General features: G+C 43.1%; 15 protein-coding genes and 1 pseudogene. 9 read left to right on the forward strand and 7 right to left on the reverse strand.

All coding sequences use genetic code 11. The features are described 5' to 3' along the window. Both ACFFAP_RS03180 and ACFFAP_RS03185 read left to right on the forward strand, forming a co-directional pair. On the forward strand, positions 1 to 1,020 hold a 1,020-nt coding region (locus ACFFAP_RS03180), incomplete at its 5' end, for a hypothetical protein (protein ID WP_375509865.1). A 224-nt stretch (positions 1,021 to 1,244) separates the two neighbouring features. Further along, positions 1,245 to 1,457 carry an alpha/beta fold hydrolase gene (locus ACFFAP_RS03185; protein ID WP_375509866.1) on the forward strand — a complete coding sequence of 71 codons (213 nt, stop codon included), beginning with the start codon at positions 1,245 to 1,247 and terminating at the stop codon, positions 1,455 to 1,457. Positions 1,458 to 1,633: 176 nt separating this feature from the next. On the opposite strand, the gene ACFFAP_RS03190 is transcribed toward ACFFAP_RS03185, so the two are convergent. The 4 genes from ACFFAP_RS03190 to ACFFAP_RS03205 all read right to left on the reverse strand — a co-directional run bounded on the left by ACFFAP_RS03190 (position 1,634) and on the right by ACFFAP_RS03205 (position 4,011). Continuing rightward, positions 1,634 to 1,948 (reverse strand): hypothetical protein, encoded by a 315-nt coding sequence (locus tag ACFFAP_RS03190; protein ID WP_375509867.1) that lies wholly within the window; start codon positions 1,946 to 1,948, stop codon positions 1,634 to 1,636. A 30-nt stretch (positions 1,949 to 1,978) separates the two neighbouring features. Next, positions 1,979 to 2,167, reverse strand: coding sequence for a hypothetical protein (locus ACFFAP_RS03195; RefSeq protein WP_375509868.1), 189 nt, complete (start codon positions 2,165 to 2,167; stop codon positions 1,979 to 1,981). A 27-nt stretch (positions 2,168 to 2,194) separates the two neighbouring features. Beyond that, the gene (locus tag ACFFAP_RS03200; RefSeq protein ID WP_375509869.1) at positions 2,195 to 2,500 is read right to left on the reverse strand and encodes a hypothetical protein; all 306 of its coding nucleotides are present in this window, start codon (positions 2,498 to 2,500) and stop codon (positions 2,195 to 2,197) included. A 662-nt stretch (positions 2,501 to 3,162) separates the two neighbouring features. Then, on the reverse strand, positions 3,163 to 4,011 hold the full coding sequence (locus ACFFAP_RS03205; RefSeq protein ID WP_375509870.1) for a pantothenate kinase: 849 nt from the start codon (positions 4,009 to 4,011) through the stop codon (positions 3,163 to 3,165). 110 nt (positions 4,012 to 4,121) lie between these two features. Here ACFFAP_RS03205 and ACFFAP_RS03210 point away from each other — a divergent pair, with 110 nt between their 5' ends. From ACFFAP_RS03210 to ACFFAP_RS03230, 5 genes and pseudogenes are all read left to right on the forward strand, one after another. Beyond that, positions 4,122 to 5,846, forward strand: coding sequence for a diflavin flavoprotein (locus ACFFAP_RS03210; protein WP_375509871.1), 1,725 nt, complete (start codon positions 4,122 to 4,124; stop codon positions 5,844 to 5,846). Positions 5,847 to 5,971: 125 nt separating this feature from the next. Further along, on the forward strand, positions 5,972 to 7,684 hold the full coding sequence (locus ACFFAP_RS03215; protein WP_375509872.1) for a diflavin flavoprotein: 1,713 nt from the start codon (positions 5,972 to 5,974) through the stop codon (positions 7,682 to 7,684). Between the two features lie 351 nt (positions 7,685 to 8,035). Continuing rightward, a pseudogene (locus ACFFAP_RS03220) lies at positions 8,036 to 8,123 on the forward strand (Uma2 family endonuclease); the annotation flags it as partial. A gap of 70 nt (positions 8,124 to 8,193) precedes the next feature. Continuing rightward, positions 8,194 to 8,421, forward strand: a complete 228-nt coding sequence (locus ACFFAP_RS03225; protein ID WP_375509873.1) for a hypothetical protein — start codon at positions 8,194 to 8,196, stop codon at positions 8,419 to 8,421. Further along, entirely contained in the window at positions 8,421 to 8,834 is a 414-nt protein-coding gene (locus ACFFAP_RS03230; RefSeq protein ID WP_375509874.1) for a PIN domain-containing protein, read from the forward strand. Before ACFFAP_RS03225 ends, ACFFAP_RS03230 begins: the two co-directional genes overlap by 1 nt. Here ACFFAP_RS03230 and ACFFAP_RS03235 read toward each other — a convergent pair. The 3 genes from ACFFAP_RS03235 to ACFFAP_RS03245 all read right to left on the reverse strand — a co-directional run bounded on the left by ACFFAP_RS03235 (position 8,802) and on the right by ACFFAP_RS03245 (position 10,232). Next, positions 8,802 to 9,077, reverse strand: a complete 276-nt coding sequence (locus tag ACFFAP_RS03235; RefSeq protein WP_375509875.1) for a hypothetical protein — start codon at positions 9,075 to 9,077, stop codon at positions 8,802 to 8,804. The two genes, ACFFAP_RS03230 and ACFFAP_RS03235, sit on opposite strands and share 33 nt — an antisense overlap. Positions 9,078 to 9,101: 24 nt before the next feature. Beyond that, positions 9,102 to 9,422: an RNA recognition motif domain-containing protein gene (locus ACFFAP_RS03240; protein WP_375509876.1), complete on the reverse strand. Its 321-nt coding sequence runs from the start codon at positions 9,420 to 9,422 to the stop codon at positions 9,102 to 9,104. Between the two features lie 270 nt (positions 9,423 to 9,692). Further along, the gene (locus ACFFAP_RS03245; protein ID WP_375509877.1) at positions 9,693 to 10,232 is read right to left on the reverse strand and encodes a phycobiliprotein lyase; all 540 of its coding nucleotides are present in this window, start codon (positions 10,230 to 10,232) and stop codon (positions 9,693 to 9,695) included. 750 nt (positions 10,233 to 10,982) lie between these two features. Here ACFFAP_RS03245 and ACFFAP_RS03250 point away from each other — a divergent pair. Both ACFFAP_RS03250 and ACFFAP_RS03255 read left to right on the forward strand, forming a co-directional pair. Further along, positions 10,983 to 12,494: an efflux RND transporter periplasmic adaptor subunit gene (locus tag ACFFAP_RS03250; RefSeq protein ID WP_375509878.1), complete on the forward strand. Its 1,512-nt coding sequence runs from the start codon at positions 10,983 to 10,985 to the stop codon at positions 12,492 to 12,494. A gap of 75 nt (positions 12,495 to 12,569) precedes the next feature. Beyond that, complete coding sequence (locus ACFFAP_RS03255; RefSeq protein ID WP_375509879.1) at positions 12,570 to 15,857, forward strand: efflux RND transporter permease subunit; 3,288 nt, start codon at positions 12,570 to 12,572, stop codon at positions 15,855 to 15,857. The last annotated feature ends 398 nt before the right edge of the window (positions 15,858 to 16,255 follow it).

Below are 16,255 nucleotides of genomic sequence, written 5' to 3' on the forward strand. Positions count from 1 at the left end.
AACCGCAGGCTACAGTCAGCAAGCCAGAATGCAGGTGAGCAACTACAAGCTGCAACTGATGTTACTAGCAGCAAACTGCAAGACCTCAATCGAGATGCAGCTGCCTCCCTGACAAATAATTTGGTTGACCCTGCCGAGCAAAAGGTATACGTGATTGGCAAGCATGTTGAGCGAGATGTGCTAACGCCAGACGGTAGTGTACTGCTACTACAAGGGCAAGAAGTCACGCTAGTTGATGCAGAAGCGGCCGCTCGTATGGGTATCCTTGATGAACTCTATCGAGCTACTGGTGGCAGTCTGACTGCAAACATCAGCCGCAATTTGCAAGCAGCAACAGAATCTACTAGCAATCGAATTGGGAACGCAACGATGAGCAGTGCTGCTAACCTACGTCACTCCGTTAATGCGCTGACAGCACAGGCGATCCAGCAGGTAAGAGGGCGCAGAGTCCTGCAAACAGTCCGTGCTGACGATGGCTTAATTATTGCGGCATCTGGGCAGATTGTAACTGAATCCGTCCTTGCTCGTGCCCAGAGTTACGGCAAACAAGCAGAATTACTCAACGCTGCTGGTCTGGCTCTAGCAACCGCAGTTCGTTCTACCACAAGTGACACATGGTTAGAAACCAAAGTTCAACTGCGCCAGGGGGCAAGTGTCGCTCAAGAGAATCTCAACACTTTCTGGCAAGCCTTGAAACAGAAAGCAGAAATGCTACAAACACGCAGCACACGGGCGATGAGGAAGCAACGAATTGAACAAGCACTGGGTCGTCCTGTTACCCGCGTCATTCTTGATCCAGAAGACAATGTGATTCTGAATGTGGGTGAATTGATTACGCATTGCGCTGTGCGTCAGGCTGAAGAAGGTGGAGTCCTGAATATCTTACTGAGTTCAGTCTATATTAAAGAGCCAGAAATCTCTGGTCAAGAGCTACGTGCCCAAGAACATGGAATGGCGGCTCTGTCGCATCATGATAATGGGCGATCGCAACTTCAATCCAAATCAATCTCAGTAAACTAATGCTCGACTTTTAGCAATCCTATCTGATTTGTGAAAATTTGCGGTGTCTAGATCCCCGCTAATTCCTTTCACTAAAATTCTGGGTTGGTATGAAAAAACTGCACAGGATTTGCAATTACGTCAGGAATTGTTGCGTTACCCCATAGCTTGCCAGTTACTTTTCAAAAGGCGGCAAGCAGAAATTGAGGCGGAATTAGTGCAAAAGCGGCTTTACATGATTAGATGTGCCGATTTTTATTTTACAAGGTGGCCAAGACACACCAGATGCTTTAGCTAAAAGTCGGGTTTATGCTCAACTGATGCCGAAAGTCGAGTTAAAAATGATTGCCCATGCCGGAAATAACTTACCAGAATCTTGTGCTGGGGTTGTAGCGATCGAGATTCGAGAGTTTATTAAAGCTATCTTAAAAAGCCATAATTTAAACGAATTAAACTAGCTCATTCAGAGTTTGCTGCCAATCTAATACACATATTCTTTCGCTCTCAAAGCGTGATATGTGTTTCAAGTTTGTTGTCACAACTATCACCTGATCAAAACTCTTCAATTAAAAACGTTTATTTATATTAATTAAATAAACGTCAGGGTCAATATAATCGCTAAGTCTTAATTAAGTTATTGATTTTCTGCGATATCGATGCTTAGTCTATCTCCAGTTTCTGCATCCACTACCATTAAAATTTTCGATTTTTGAAATTTTTCTGGATGTGGTGTTTTTTCATCACGGACTCGTTGTGCTACATCAATCCCATTTGGTGCGTCAATTTCAATTAACCAGACACGACGGTTAGGATGTACTTGAGCATTTTCGACGCTATCACCGCCAAGTTTACTTTTAAATTTGATGTAATCAGCGTAAGTTACAAGCCGTGCATTTTTGAGATTTAAACCCTGTCGTAATTGTCCAATTGCACGTTCTTTTGTAATCATCTGCAAAACGGGTTTTGCGCTGTTATCTGGCTAAAGATATTCTGTCGGTGTTGTTGGTGATGGTGGCTCAGGAATAATAGGGTGCTTTAATTCAGGAGGTCTTCTGTATCCAGGAGGGTTACTATTATCTGGGTTATCTACTGAATTTTGCGCTAATAATGATGTCGTTGGAATTGTGATACCAATCACCAAAATACCTAAAAACAAAAGCTTTTTCATTTTTTTTAATGTGTTGATTACAATCTATTAAGGACGTAAGAATTGAATAGCGTTTGGGTTCCCATTTTGTACAGGAAACCAAAGCGAATACCAGTTACGGTTATTATTATCTGCGACTACAGGTGCAGTTCCAGTGTAATTCTGAAATCCTGATGCACTTACAGGATAAGACCAGATATTCTCGACAGAAGTTCTGTTTGTAAATGAATGTTGGTTATCTTGTGACTCGATACCAATATTTAACTGTTTCCCAACATTGTAATTACTCGCCCCTGCGATCGTAATGAAGAAAGCTGCAACGTTGTGTGTACTGTGAAGATGTTTGTGAAGCATTAACTTTTGTCACACCAAGTATTGAAGCTGTCAGTACGAAAGCTGCGATCAATTTTTTGTTCATAGTATGTGAATATGTCCCAATATTTACTTTAATCTCAGTGTTACGGCTTGTAATACCAATTCTGTATGAAGATGCGCCAAACTATATGAGGAACGAACCGCATTCGCGCAGCGTCTCCAAGAGTTGAACGCAAAGGACACAAAGAAAGAAAGAAGAAGCCAAGAAAATTTGGCGCAGCCTCACAAAGAAATGGTATAAGTCCTAATATCAAACTAAATCTATACTCTTTGTCAGTACGTTAATACCCGTATATTTACTTAATGATATAAAATCAGTGTTTACTGATTAGCTAACGAAACTTTATGAAGCTAATCTAAAGAAAAAGCTAATAAATGTTATTTCTATAACTCTTGGAGCAAAAAAACCATTACTACGCAAGATGCGACAATTAACTTAATATTCGGTTTTCGGTGTTGTTTAATAAAACCTATATTTATTTTGATTTTTTGTTGTTGCGAAATAAGTAGGTAGGTGTAATTAAGCATAAGATCAAACCTCACCCTCAATCCCTCTCCTTACCAAGGAGAGGGAAGCCGGAGGCAGGGTGAGGTTTTATATTTAATTTGACCCACTTACTTACTTAATTGGGTCAGTTGCCTTACCCATCAACCATTATTATTTCCCGCATTCCCCAAAGAATTAAATTTTGTTCCACAATTAAAGATGCTGCTATTTCAGGATATAAAACTTGCAAATAATTTACTAATAAAGTGCGATCGCCCCCTTTAATTGCAATCTTCTCATCAGGAAATAATTGCCACCACGCTTCAATAAAATTTTTGATTCCAGCTAGGAAAGTGTAAATAACTCCACTTTGAATTGATTCTGTAGTATTAAGTGCAAAACGTGATGGTAAAGACTGAAAATTTTGCATTTCTACTAATGGTAATTGTCCTGTTTTTTGACCGAGAGTCGCAAATTGCAAACCTATTCCTGGCAGAATTGCACCTCCAATCAGACGCTGATTATCATCCGCAGCTGTAAAAGTCAGCGTTGTTCCAGCATCAATCACCAACATTGGAAAACCCCACATTTTCCCCGCACCCCACAAAGCTAAAGCGCGGTCAATTCCTAATGTGGGATACATACCTTTGAGTGGTACTTGGTCTAAGGTAATAACGCGAACGTTGGGATAAATTTGCCAAATAGCAGTTTGGCTGGGAACTACGGAGGCGAGGAGGAGGGGAGGCGGCGACGCAGGGAAGGAATTGTCTCCGTATCCTCCTTGTTTCTTAGTTCTTTGATAGAGTGGAAAAATTTTCTCTAGTAAATCATCCAGGGTTTGACATTCAGCCATCTGTTGTATGACAGACTCAGGTATATAGTCGGTATCCCAAGCTGAGGAAAGTGTCTCGCCTAGAAATAATGCCCAATGCAGTCGAGAATTCCCAATTTCCAAAGCTAGCCAAACATTCTCTGTTTGTTCTGGGTGCTTATACGGTTTCACTGTTTTAACTTTTTTAAGTCAGTCAGAGGTTTTTTAATAAAAATTAACATTCAAGGCGTGTAACAATAAAACTAGAGGAATAAATACTCAATTTGTCAAGGAGGGGAGTTATGGTAGCGCTCACCGAAAAAACTGAAAAACGGCTCACCATACAGACTGTGGAAATCGCTCAAGAGACGACGGCTATTCGCTCTTTGGATTGGGATCGCGATCGCTTCGATATTGAGTTTGGTCTGCAAAACGGCACCACCTATAACTCGTTTATCATCCGTGGGGAGCAGACTGCCTTAGTTGATACCTCCCACGAAAAGTTTCGTCAACTATACTTGGATACGCTCACCGGACTAATTAAGCCAACAGATATTGATTATTTAATTATCAGCCACACTGAGCCAGACCATAGCGGTTTAGTTAAAGATTTGCTGCAAATGGCTCCAGAAATAACCGTTGTCGGTTCTAAAGTGGCGATTCAGTTTCTGGAGAATTTGGTACATCAGCCATTTAAACGGCGGATTGTGAAAAATGGCGATCGCTTGGATTTGGGCAATGGGCATGAATTTGAATTCGTAATTGCCCCAAATTTACATTGGCCGGATACCATTTTCAGCTTCGACCACAAAACCAAAATTCTTTATACCTGCGACGCTTTTGGGTTGCACTATTGCTCAGATAGCACCTTTGATGAAGACTTAGCAGCGATCGAAGAAGACTTTCATTACTACTACGATTGCTTGATGGGGCCGAATGCCCGGTCAGTTTTGTCAGCCCTAAAACGCATGGCGGAATTGAAAACCATCGGTATGATTGCCACAGGACACGGCCCATTATTATCTCACAATGTTGAGGAATTAGTTGGACGTTACCGCACTTGGAGCCAAACGCAAGCCAAGCCAGAAACAGTGATTGGCATATTTTACGTTTCCGAATACGGATATAGCGATCGCCTCGCGCAAGCAATTGCCAACGGTATCAGTAAAACCGGTGTTGCCGTGGAAATTGTCGATTTGGGATCTGAAGTCGATTTACAAGAACTGCGGGAACTAGTTAGCCGTTGTGCTGGGCTAATCGTTGGTCTAGCTCCGGCTTCTGGGGCTGCGAACATCCAAGCTGCACTCAGCACAGTTTTAGGATCTGCCAAAGAAAAGCAAGCTATTGGCGTATTTGAAACCGGTAGTGGCGATGATGAGCCAATAGATCCTTTGGTGAGTAAATTCCGTAATTTGGGTTTGACAACAGTTTTTCCAGCGATTCGGATTAAACAAACACCCACAGAAAATACTTACAAGCTGTGTGAAGAAGCGGGTACAGACTTAGCTCAATGGGTAACACGCGATCGCAGCATCAAAGCCATGAAATCCCTTGGTGCTGATTTAGATAAAGCACTCGGTAGAATTAGCGGCGGATTATATATTATTACTGCCAAAAAAGGCGATGTATCCAGTGCGATGTTAGCCTCCTGGGTTGCTCAAGCCAGCTTCAAACCCTTGGGATTTTCCATTGCAGTAGCTAAAGATCGGGCGATTGAATCACTCATGCAAGTAGGCGATCGCTTTGTTCTCAACATCTTAGAAGAAGGCAATTTCCAACCACTAATGAAACACTTTTTGAAACGGTTCGCCCCTGGTGCCGATCGCTTTGAAGGAGTGAGAACCCAGCCAGCCGAAAATGGTGCGCCTATCCTCAACGACGCCCTCGCCTACATGGAGTGCGAAGTCGTCAGTAGAATGGATTGCGGCGACCATTGGGCAGTATACAGCACCGTCTATGCCGGACGAGTTTCTAAGCCAGAAGCTTTAACTGCTGTGCATCACCGCAAAGTTGGTAATCACTATTAGGGACTGGGGATTAGGGATTGGGGACTAGGGACTAGGGACTGGGGACTAGGAACTATACCCAATACCCAGTCCCCAATACCCAGTCCCCAGTACCCAATCACCAGTACCCAATCCCCAATAAAGCTATGTCAACAAATAAACCCCGTGATGTTCAAGTTTATCCAATAGCTACAGATACAAGAATACTGCGATCGCGCAGTTGGTCTAGGCTCAGGTTTGAAATTGAATATGCTCTTGCTAAGGGTACAACTGCTAATTCTTATTTAATCGAAAGCGAGAAAACTGCCATCATTGACCCTCCAGGGGAAACATTTACGGAAATTTATTTAAAAGCGTTGCAGCAGCGTTTCCATCTCGAAGACTTAGATTATGTAATTTTGGGACACGTCAATCCCAACCGCGCTGCAACTTTAAAAGCTTTGTTAAAAATTGCCCCGCAAATCACTTTTGTTTGTTCTAATCCAGGGGCGATAAATTTACGTGGGGCGCTGGAAAATCCAGATTTACAAATTCTTGTGATGCGGGGCGAAGAAACCCTAGATTTAGGCAATGGGCATAATTTACAATTTATTCCCACTCCGAATCCCCGCTATGCAGATCAACTTTGCACCTACGATCCGCAAACGGAAATTCTCTATACAGATAAGTTATTTGGGGCGCATGTTTGCGGAGATCAGGTATTTGATGAAGGCTGGGAAGTATATAACGAAGATCGGCGCTATTATTTTGATTGCCTCATGGCTCCCCACGCTCGTCAAGTTGAAACAGCGCTGGAGAAATTAGCTGATTTTCCCGTAAGAATGTATGCCACTGGACACGGGCCTTTGGTACGCTATGGCTTAATCGAACTGACTAAAGCTTATCGAGAATGGAGTCAACAGCAAACATCTGCTGACTTGACAGTGGCGTTGATTTATGCATCAGCTTATGGCAATACGGCAACATTAGCCCAAGCGATCGCTCGTGGGATTACAAAAGCCGGCGTTGCTGTAGAATCGATTAACTGCGAATTTACTGAACCAGAAGATATCCGGGCGGCTGTGGAAAAAGCCGGTGGTTTCATCATCGGTTCTCCTACCCTTGGCGGTCATGCACCCACACCTGTGCAAACAGCTTTAGGAATTGTACTATCTACTGCTACTAACAATAAACTCGCTGGTGCTTTTGGTTCCTTTGGCTGGAGTGGGGAAGCGGTTGATTTAATTGAGGGTAAATTGAAAGATGCTGGCTATCGGTTTGGTTTTGACACCATCCGCGTAAAATTCAAACCCGACGATGCCACCTTACAATTGTGTGAAGAAGCTGGAACCGACTTTGCCCAAGCATTGAAGAAAATCAGAAAAGTGCGATCGCAAAGTCTTCCTGCTACTAATGTAGAACAAGCAGTTGGTCGGATTGTCGGTTCTCTTTGTGTTCTTACAGCCAAAGAAGGCGATCGCTCCAGTGCTATGTTAGCCTCTTGGGTATCTCAAGCTAGCTTTAGTCCCCCTGGTTTAACCATAGCCGTTGCTAAAGAGCGTGCAGTAGAAACACTGACGCATACAGGAAATAAATTTGTCCTCAATATTCTCAAAGAAGGCAATCACTTGGGATTGATGAAGCACTTCCTCAAACCCTTCGGCCCAGGACAAGACCGATTTGCCGATGTCGCCGCCGAAGAAGCTGAAAATGGTTCTCCTATACTTACAAATGCCCTAGCATATCTTGAATGTTCCGTACAAAACCGGATGGAATCTGGCGACCACTGGCTAGTTTATGCCACTGTCGAAAATGGCAAATTGTTAGATAATGATGGCGTTACAGCCGTGCATCATCGCAAGTCGGCAACTCATTATTGATCTTATGCATAAAAATTCTGGATAATCCCCCATAAAGGGTAGTTATGCGGAAAAGTTCTGTATAATTTGCAATGTTGGGTCACGTCTGAATGCACAAGTGTATCTAATACCTTTCTACAACATCACTGCAAAATTATTTAGATTACCTTCGAGAGAACAAGTAGTGAGTGCTACGAATAATCTAATCGGTCTTTCTAATGGTGTATTTAAATCCCCAACTGATTTAGTGTCTACAAACTTGGAGAGAGCCGAAAGAATCCGCATTGGACTTGGCATTTATGAGAACAGGTAAGCCAAGTTGATAAACGTATGATGTTACTTGTTAAAAATGGTCTTCGTTTAGTTCTTCCTTCCACTATCTTTATACTCACGAATGGAGAAAAGCGATCGCCTGATGCTGCTTGGGTAAAATTGTCACGATATTGGGAAGCACAAACCGCTAAAATTTTAGACAGAGGTATTTCCTACTTATTCTGATAACTCAACGCTCTCCGTTAGAAATTATTGCCATGAGATTACATGAACTTGAAGATCAAGCACTGAGATTATCTGCCGAGGATCGTTGGCAGTTAATCAATACATTAATGCGATCGCTCCAACCAAAACTTCAGCCAACTTCAAAGCCGAAGGGTTTAGCTGCGAGTTTAATCGGTATTGCCAGGACTAACACATTGCCACCTACAGATGAAGAAGTGAAAGCAATGCTAGATGAGCGGTTGGTGCAAAAGTATCTGTAATGCGAGTTTTATTTGATACGAACGTTCTGCTAGATGCTTTGCTAGCGCGTGAACCTTTTGTGGCGGATGCTGCTTTTTTGCTGGAGACGGTTGAATCGGGACAAGTTGAAGGGTTTATGTCGGCCACAACGGTTACGGATGTGCATTATTTAGTTGGACGACAGACTAAGAGTACTGAAGTTGCGATTGCCGCAGTGACTCAATTGTTGGCATTGATGGAAATTTGTGCGGTGGATCGCGGGGTACTGGAACAGGCGATCGCACTAGGGTTGACTGATTTTGAAGATGCGGTGCAGGTAGCATCTGCCATGAAGTTGGAGTTGGAGGCGATCGTTACTCGTGATGTAAATGGATTCACAGGTTCGCCGATTCCAGTACTCTCACCTAAAGATATGAGAAATCGGTTGATGTAGCAGAATGACTGAAAAGTTCTTAATTGAGTCAATGCTACAAACCGCAAACGGTGAGGCAGCCTCATGACCTCGTTGTTGTATTGGGCGATCGCAAGCCGTCTTATCAAAGGTATAATTAATTCCAGCAATAGGTTGGGTTTCACTTCTTTCAACCCAACCTACGCAGGTTAAGGTTTTTATGGCTAACTGAACCGGAATAAAAAAAGGCTCAAGCATTTCTGCCTGAGCCTTTTCTAAATTCAACTAAATGACTTTCGCCTACTTAGCTTAGTAGCGACCACGGTTGTAGCCGCCGCCACCACCGCCGCCACGATTACCACCGAAAGAACCACCTCCACCTCTGTCTTCTCTGGGCTTGGCCTTATTCACTTTAAGGTCACGACCCAGCCATTCAGCACCATCAAGCGCTTCAATGGCTTTTGTTTCTTCATCTTCTGAACTCATTTCCACGAAAGCAAAGCCACGTAAACGGCCTGTTTCACGATCAGTAGGTAGCTGAACACGCTTTACAGCACCATATTCTGCAAATACAGCACTCAGCGCATCTTGTGTAACTTCATAGGAGAGGTTACCAACGTAAATTGACATTAAATGTCTCCAAAATCATAAGTTTGTAGAGATTTAGATTTCGGAGAGAAGTCTGTAATACCAAAAGGGAAAAGCCTGTCAATACTAAAAACAAACACTGTCGCCGAATTAATTCTCATTTCACTTCCCATAATTACATATCAACTAACTTTCTGGAGGAAAGTTTGAAAAACTGTTATAAAAAGTTATACTACTAGTTGATAGCTAGATGCTGGGTAGTTGCAAAACGCGTCAGGCTATAGTCACCAGCCACACCACCCGCCCGATAAACTAATCTACTCTCTTTTCTAAATATTGCCCAATCATCAACTGCTCACCAGCACGAGAGATGATCGTCTGTCTGGTGCGGTATTTGCTGCCAATTAGCTTTAACTCTTCCTCAAATACTGAACCGTTGTATTCAGTACGCAAACACAGTGTTTTCGGGTTGGAGAAATAATACTGGGCGGTGACTGGTTTGGATATGGCAAAACCGCGATCGCGGTACAAAATGTTTCCCATAACCCCAAATATTGTTGAACCTTGGGATTCTTTCTTTGTTTTCAGCACATCTGTACTTACCCAGACAACTGCTGCACCACAGATTAAACTACTTGTATCAGGCAACTCGTGCATCTGAGCTAGCTTTTGCAATTGATCACAGCCCTGCTCTAAAAAATTGATTGTAACTATACTCTCGATCTCCTTAGTTTCTCCTTCCGGTAGCGTGTAGTAGCGTCGTTGCGATCGCCACTTACCCTCTGATTCCTGGAAAAATTCGGAAATCTGGGATTCATCAGTGGTTTGTACAATTCTGAGCAATGATGTCACGCCTTAGCTTCCTCACCTAATGCAAATATATTTCTGGCAAAAAACTTCATTCTTGCTGTTGTTGTTATGCTACTTATCGCCCTGTTCTTGCCATATTACGCAAGGGGGGTAAGAAAAATAGTGTTTTCTATTACATTATAAACCTAAAAAAGCAATAAATATTTAACATTCTTAATAAATCAAATAAAATACTATAAATATTTGTAGTTATGCAGGAATCAAAAGTAATATATACAGGACTTACGCAAAATAATGGAGAAACGAACCGCAAAGGCAAGGCAGTGCGCCCTTGCGGTTCCCCGACTTGTTCGCTCTTAGCGTTCCCGCAGGGTAGCAACTGCCGCGCAAAGGACACAAAGGAATGAGAGTTTCAGAGAGTTATTGCGTAAGTCTTAATCTAAAAACAAGGGTAATTATTGTAATACCGCCTATGTTAGGATATCGGGCAAAAAGTTTCGTATCTTTAGAAAAACCCTGGTTTGTCCTATAGGTAGATTTCAGAAAACTAACAAATATTTATACTCGGTTTATAATTTATTTATTATCTGCAAGAAGATTTTCTACCTCTGTGTAAGAAGTAGAGCGGTGAGAAATTTTTGATTTTTATGGGAAAACAGTAATTTCTGATACAGAAACTTACTGTTAGACAGCCTAGGAATTCTCGCCGTATTTTGTTAATTAAATCTCTCAAAATTACTTGATAAAACACGACGGTTTTTCCCCAAAAGCTGCCCAATAAGAGAAAAATAAATGATTTTGGATATGAATAAGCAGCACAAACAGGTGAAAATGACAGATCCGGTAGCCGCCAATCAGCTCATTAATATCCAGTTAAATTCAGTTGTGAAGACTGAGGTAGCGATGCTTGGGGCGGGCTGCGCCTACACAGATTTAAAGAGTAGACTTCTTGCAAACAGCACTAGTGCAACAGGTGGAAAAGCTAAAAGAAAAAATTACTTACTTTCCTCCACCTTTGTAAGAAGTTTATTAATTTCTTGTTTGCTAGGTATAGGATTGCTGACGGCAAGTTGTGGCTCGTCGCCCAAAGAATCAGCAGATGCAGAATCTCAAAGTCCTGGTAGTAAAGAACGCACTAGTGCAACACCTGTAGATGTGGCGATCGCTCGGACTGACTTACTCGAAAAACAACTAGAATATACAGGTAATACAACACCCTTTCGGATTGTATCAGTGCGATCGCAAGTAGAAGCCCGGTTATTGGCTTTGAACTTGGATGTGGGCGATCCGGTAAAACTTGGGCAAAACGTCGGGCAGTTAGATGATGCCATACTTTCAACCGAATTAAAGCAAGCAGAAGCAGAATTAGCAGCCCTCAAATCAGAAGTAGCTAGGGCAAGCAATCAGGTAAGCAATGCCCGTGCAGACGTTGAACGGGCGCGGCTAGAAGTAGTACAAGCCCAGGCAGACTCCCAACGGCAACAGAGGTTATTTAAAGCTGGAGCGATCGCTGAACAAACTGCCCAGCAAGCACGTACCCAGGCGCAAACAGCCGCCCAGGCACTCCGGGCAGCCCAAGAACAAGTCCGTACAGAACAGCAAGCCGTCGCTGCCGCCCAAGGAAGAGTACTTGCTCAACAGGCATTAGTTGCCCAAACCAAAGAGCGCAGGTCTTACGCTCAACTCAAATCCCCCATCACTGGCGTAGTCACACAAAAGGTGACAGAACCTGGCAATCTTCTGCAAGCAGGTAGCGAAGTTTTGAAAATTGGCGATTTTAACACGGTAAAAGTCGTCGTCCAAGTTTCGGAATTAGAACTAGCACAAATTCAGGTTGGACAGTCTGTACAAGTGCGCTTAGATGCCTTCCCCAAAGAAGCATTAATTGGCAGAGTTACGCGGATTTCCCCAGCTGCCGATGCCACAGCTCGCTTGATACCTGTAGAAGTAGTGATTCCCAACACTCAAGGTAAGATTGGCAGTGGACTACTGGCGCGAGTCAACTTTGAAAACCAGACTCAACAGCGCGTAGTAGTGCCGCAAACAGCTATTCAAAAACAAGCAGGAGCAGCAAAGGGAGCAGGAAAAGAGCAAGAAAACCCGTCGGGGACGCTATTTGTGGTGAAAGACACAGATGGTAAGACAAAAGTAGCGACGCGTGCAGTTACTTTAGGAAAAAGGGCTGATAGCAAAGTGGAAATTTTATCCGGTTTGCAAGCGGGAGAGCGCTATGTTGTTCGTAGTGGTAAGCCGTTAAAAGAAGGTGACACTGTAAGTCTTTCAATTCTTTCAGAAAAGCAATAGTAGGGTGAGCAATAACCACCATACCAAAGAAAAAAGTACTCAGTAGTCAGCACTTAGCACTTATCACTTAATATCATGCAACAAGCAAATAATAATGGCAATGGCGGATTTAGTCTTAGTGCGATCGCTATCCGCCAACATATTGGCACACTCATGCTCACCGTGGCAGTAATTGTCATTGGGGTATTTTTTCTCACCACGATCCAAGTCGATCTTCTACCGTCAATTACCTATCCACGAATTGGCGTTCGGCTAGAAGCCCCTGGTATTTCACCAGAAGTAGCAGTGGATGAAATCACCAGACCCTTAGAAGAAGCTTTATCAGCAACCGAGAATGTAGTACAAGTTTTTTCTCGCACCCGTGAGGGACAGGTAAGCCTCGATTTATACTTCCAACCAGGGGGCGATATTGACCAAGCCCTAAACGATGCTACTGCTGCTTTTAACCGAGGTCGAGGACAACTCCCAGATACGATAGAGGAGCCGCGCTTATTTAAAGTCGATCCTTCCCAATTGCCGGTTTATGAATTGGCATTGACATCTGCTTCTTTGCCAGGTAAGTATTTACGCATATTTGCTGATGAAGATTTAACGCGTGAACTCAGTGTTGTACCAGGAGTCGCCTCTGTTGATGTATCTGGCGGTGCTGAAGAAGAAGTACGGGTACTTGTTGACTTAAACCGATTGCAAGCTTTGGGTGTCGGGTTAAATGATGTCTTAGATGAATTAACAGCCCGTAACCAAGATACTTCTGGTGGTCGGATTTTAGGGCAAAATTCCGAGCCATTGACTCGGACTGTAGGACGCTTCCAAAATGCCAGGGAAATTGAAAACCTCTCTGTAGAAGTTTCCTCCCCTGCCTCCTCTATCTCCCCTGCACCTTCCCGCCGCGTCTACTTGCGAGACTTTGCAGAGGTAATTGATGATACAGAAGAACAGCGAGTATTTGTTTACCTGAATCGTCAGCCTGCGGTGAAATTTTCAATTCAAAAGCAGCCTGAGGCCAATACAATCACAGTTGTAGATGCTGTTAAGCGGCGAATTGAACAATTACGGCAATCGGGTTTAATTCCAGCAGATATGACTTTGAGTCCCACCACAGATGAATCTGTTTTCATCCGCAATTCTTTAAATGATGTCATCTTTTCGGGGATTTCTGGAGCATTGTTAGCAGCAGCAGCAGTGTTGTTATTTTTAGGATCATTCAGACAAACATTGATTATCAGTTTGACGATTCCGTTGTGTACTCTAGCAGCGATCGCTTTGATGAAAATCTTTGGCTTGACTTTGAATGTATTCAGTTTAGCAGGTCTGACATTAGGAGTCGGTCAAGCAATTGACACATCCGTTGTGATCCTAGAAAACATTTCCGAAAAAACGGGGATGACTCCCAATCAGAGAGAAATGGAGGCAGGGGAGCAGAGAAGCAGAGGAGCAGAGGAGAAGGGGAGAAATTCTAAATTCTTTATTGACAATGCGATCGCTGCTTCTCAAGAAGTAGAATCTGCTTTAGTTGCGGCTACAGGTGCTAACTTAGTTTCTGTAGTACCATTCCTGTTAATTGGCGGCTTTATTGCACTGTTATTTAATGAACTGATTCTGACAATTAGCTTTGCAGTTGCAGCCTCACTTGTCGTCGCTATTACAATAGTGCCGATGCTGTCTTCTCGACTTTTGGGAATTCGCTGGTCTAGTCGGATCAGTGAATTTTGGCTGCTTAGACAATTTAATCACCGATTTGAAGATGCTACACGGGGATACAGTAACTTCTTAACCAAGATTTTACGCTATCGGCTCCTCGTCGTTATCGCTGCTTTGGTAATTTTAGGCGGCAGTAGCTTCTTTATGTTTGGTCAAATTCCCCAAGAAATTTTACCCCGCATCAGTACTGGTCAAGCTAACTTGAGAGCGCAGTTTCCTCCCGGTACACCTTTAGCAACTTCTGAGAAAGTTATGCAAATTGTCGATGGCATTTTGCTCAAACAACCAGAAACCGAGTCTGCTTTCACAACTGTGGGTGGTAATTTATTTGGTAGCAATACTACAGAAAATCCTTTACGTGCCAGCAGCACCATCAATCTAAAACCAGGCACAGATGTTGAAGCTTTCGTCAAAAAAGTAACTCAGGAATTTAACAAACTCAACTTAGCAGGAATTCTACTGCGCCTTAATCCTGGTCAGGTGCGGGGTTTAGTTTTGAGTAATTCTCCAGTGCAAGGATCAGACGTTGACGTGATTCTGCAAGGTGAGAATGAAGAAAACTTAACGCAAGCAGGCGCACAAGTATTGCAAGCATTGCAAGAAAGGGCAAAATTAGCGACATTCCGACCAGATGCCGACCCCCGACAACCGGAAATCCAAATTCGCCCTGACTGGGAAAGGGTTTCAGCTTTAGGATTGAGCGCCGGGCAAATTGGTGCAACAGTTCAAACAGCAATTGAAGGTTCAGTTCCTACGCAAATTCAACGCGGTAATCGTTTAGTTGATGTGCGGGTGCAGCTAAATAAAGAAGCAATTGCGCGTCCTTCCCAGCTAGAGCAATTACCGCTATTTACAGAAAACAATCAACTAATCCGCCTTTTTGATGTTGCAAATATTCAAGAAGGTCAAGCGCCTGGTGAGGTGCAACGGATTAATCAGCGCCAAGCTTTTATTGTGGCAGGTAATCTCACCGAGGGAGCTAGTCTTGGTGAAGCGATCGCAGAAGTCAACGACGTACTTAAGGATGTAGACTTACCTGATGGCGTTTCAATTGTACCTAGTTCTGCCCAAGAAACGAATCAGCAACTTCAGGATGCTTTAAAAACTTTGGGGGCGTTGGCGACGTTCTTAATCTTTGTAGTCATGGCGGTACAATACAATTCGCTGATTGACCCATTGGTAATTATGTTCACCGTACCACTGGCGTTAGCTGGGGGAATTTTTGGACTTTACATTACCAAAACTGCAATTGGTGCAACTGTTATTGTTGGCGTTGTGCTGCTGGTGGGAATTGTAGTGAACGCAGGGATTTTAATGGTAGAACTGGCAAACCAAATTCGGGAAGAAGAAGATTGTACTCGCCAAATTGCGATCATCAAAGCTGCTCCTCAACGCTTGCGCCCAATTATCATGACCACAGTCACCACTATCTTGGGACTGTTTCCTTTGGCGTTGGGTATTGGTGAAGGTTCTGAATTTTTGCAGCCTTTAGGGATTGTAGTTTTCTTTGGGATGGCGATCGCAACAATGCTGACATTGTTTATCATCCCCTGTTTTTATATTCTGCTGCACGATTTGCTAGGTGGGAATTGGGCAAAACCAGTGTTCATCCGGTTACGTGGATTTACCAAAAAACTTATTTCCATCACTAATAGGGATTAAGGCAAAACTACTCCGTTGCATAAGGATTTTGTTGAAATGAGCGTCTAACGCATCACTAGATAGCACGATGCGTTAGGTTAAAGCCCAATACTACTCGCTTACAGCAGTTTTTATGTATTTGAACCACACCTGTCGTAGGGGCGCAAGGCCTTGCGCCCTTACTGCGTGGTCTATTTACCTGAAAATAGCTGTAAGGCTAAAAAATAAAAATGTGTAGGTTGGGTTGAGGAACAAAACCCAACATTTTGAGGGGTTTGTTGGGTAACGCTAAAGCTCAACCCAACCTACGAATATTCAAAACCTACGCAGTATTGGGTTAAAGCCGTAATGCACTCTATTTATCTGTGAAAATTTAAACGTTTGCAACAAATACTCTTCCATGTATAAGAAAGGCTTAA

Source organism: uncultured Nostoc sp. (assembly GCF_964245575.1).
Classification (GTDB): domain Bacteria; phylum Cyanobacteriota; class Cyanobacteriia; order Cyanobacteriales; family Nostocaceae; genus Nostoc.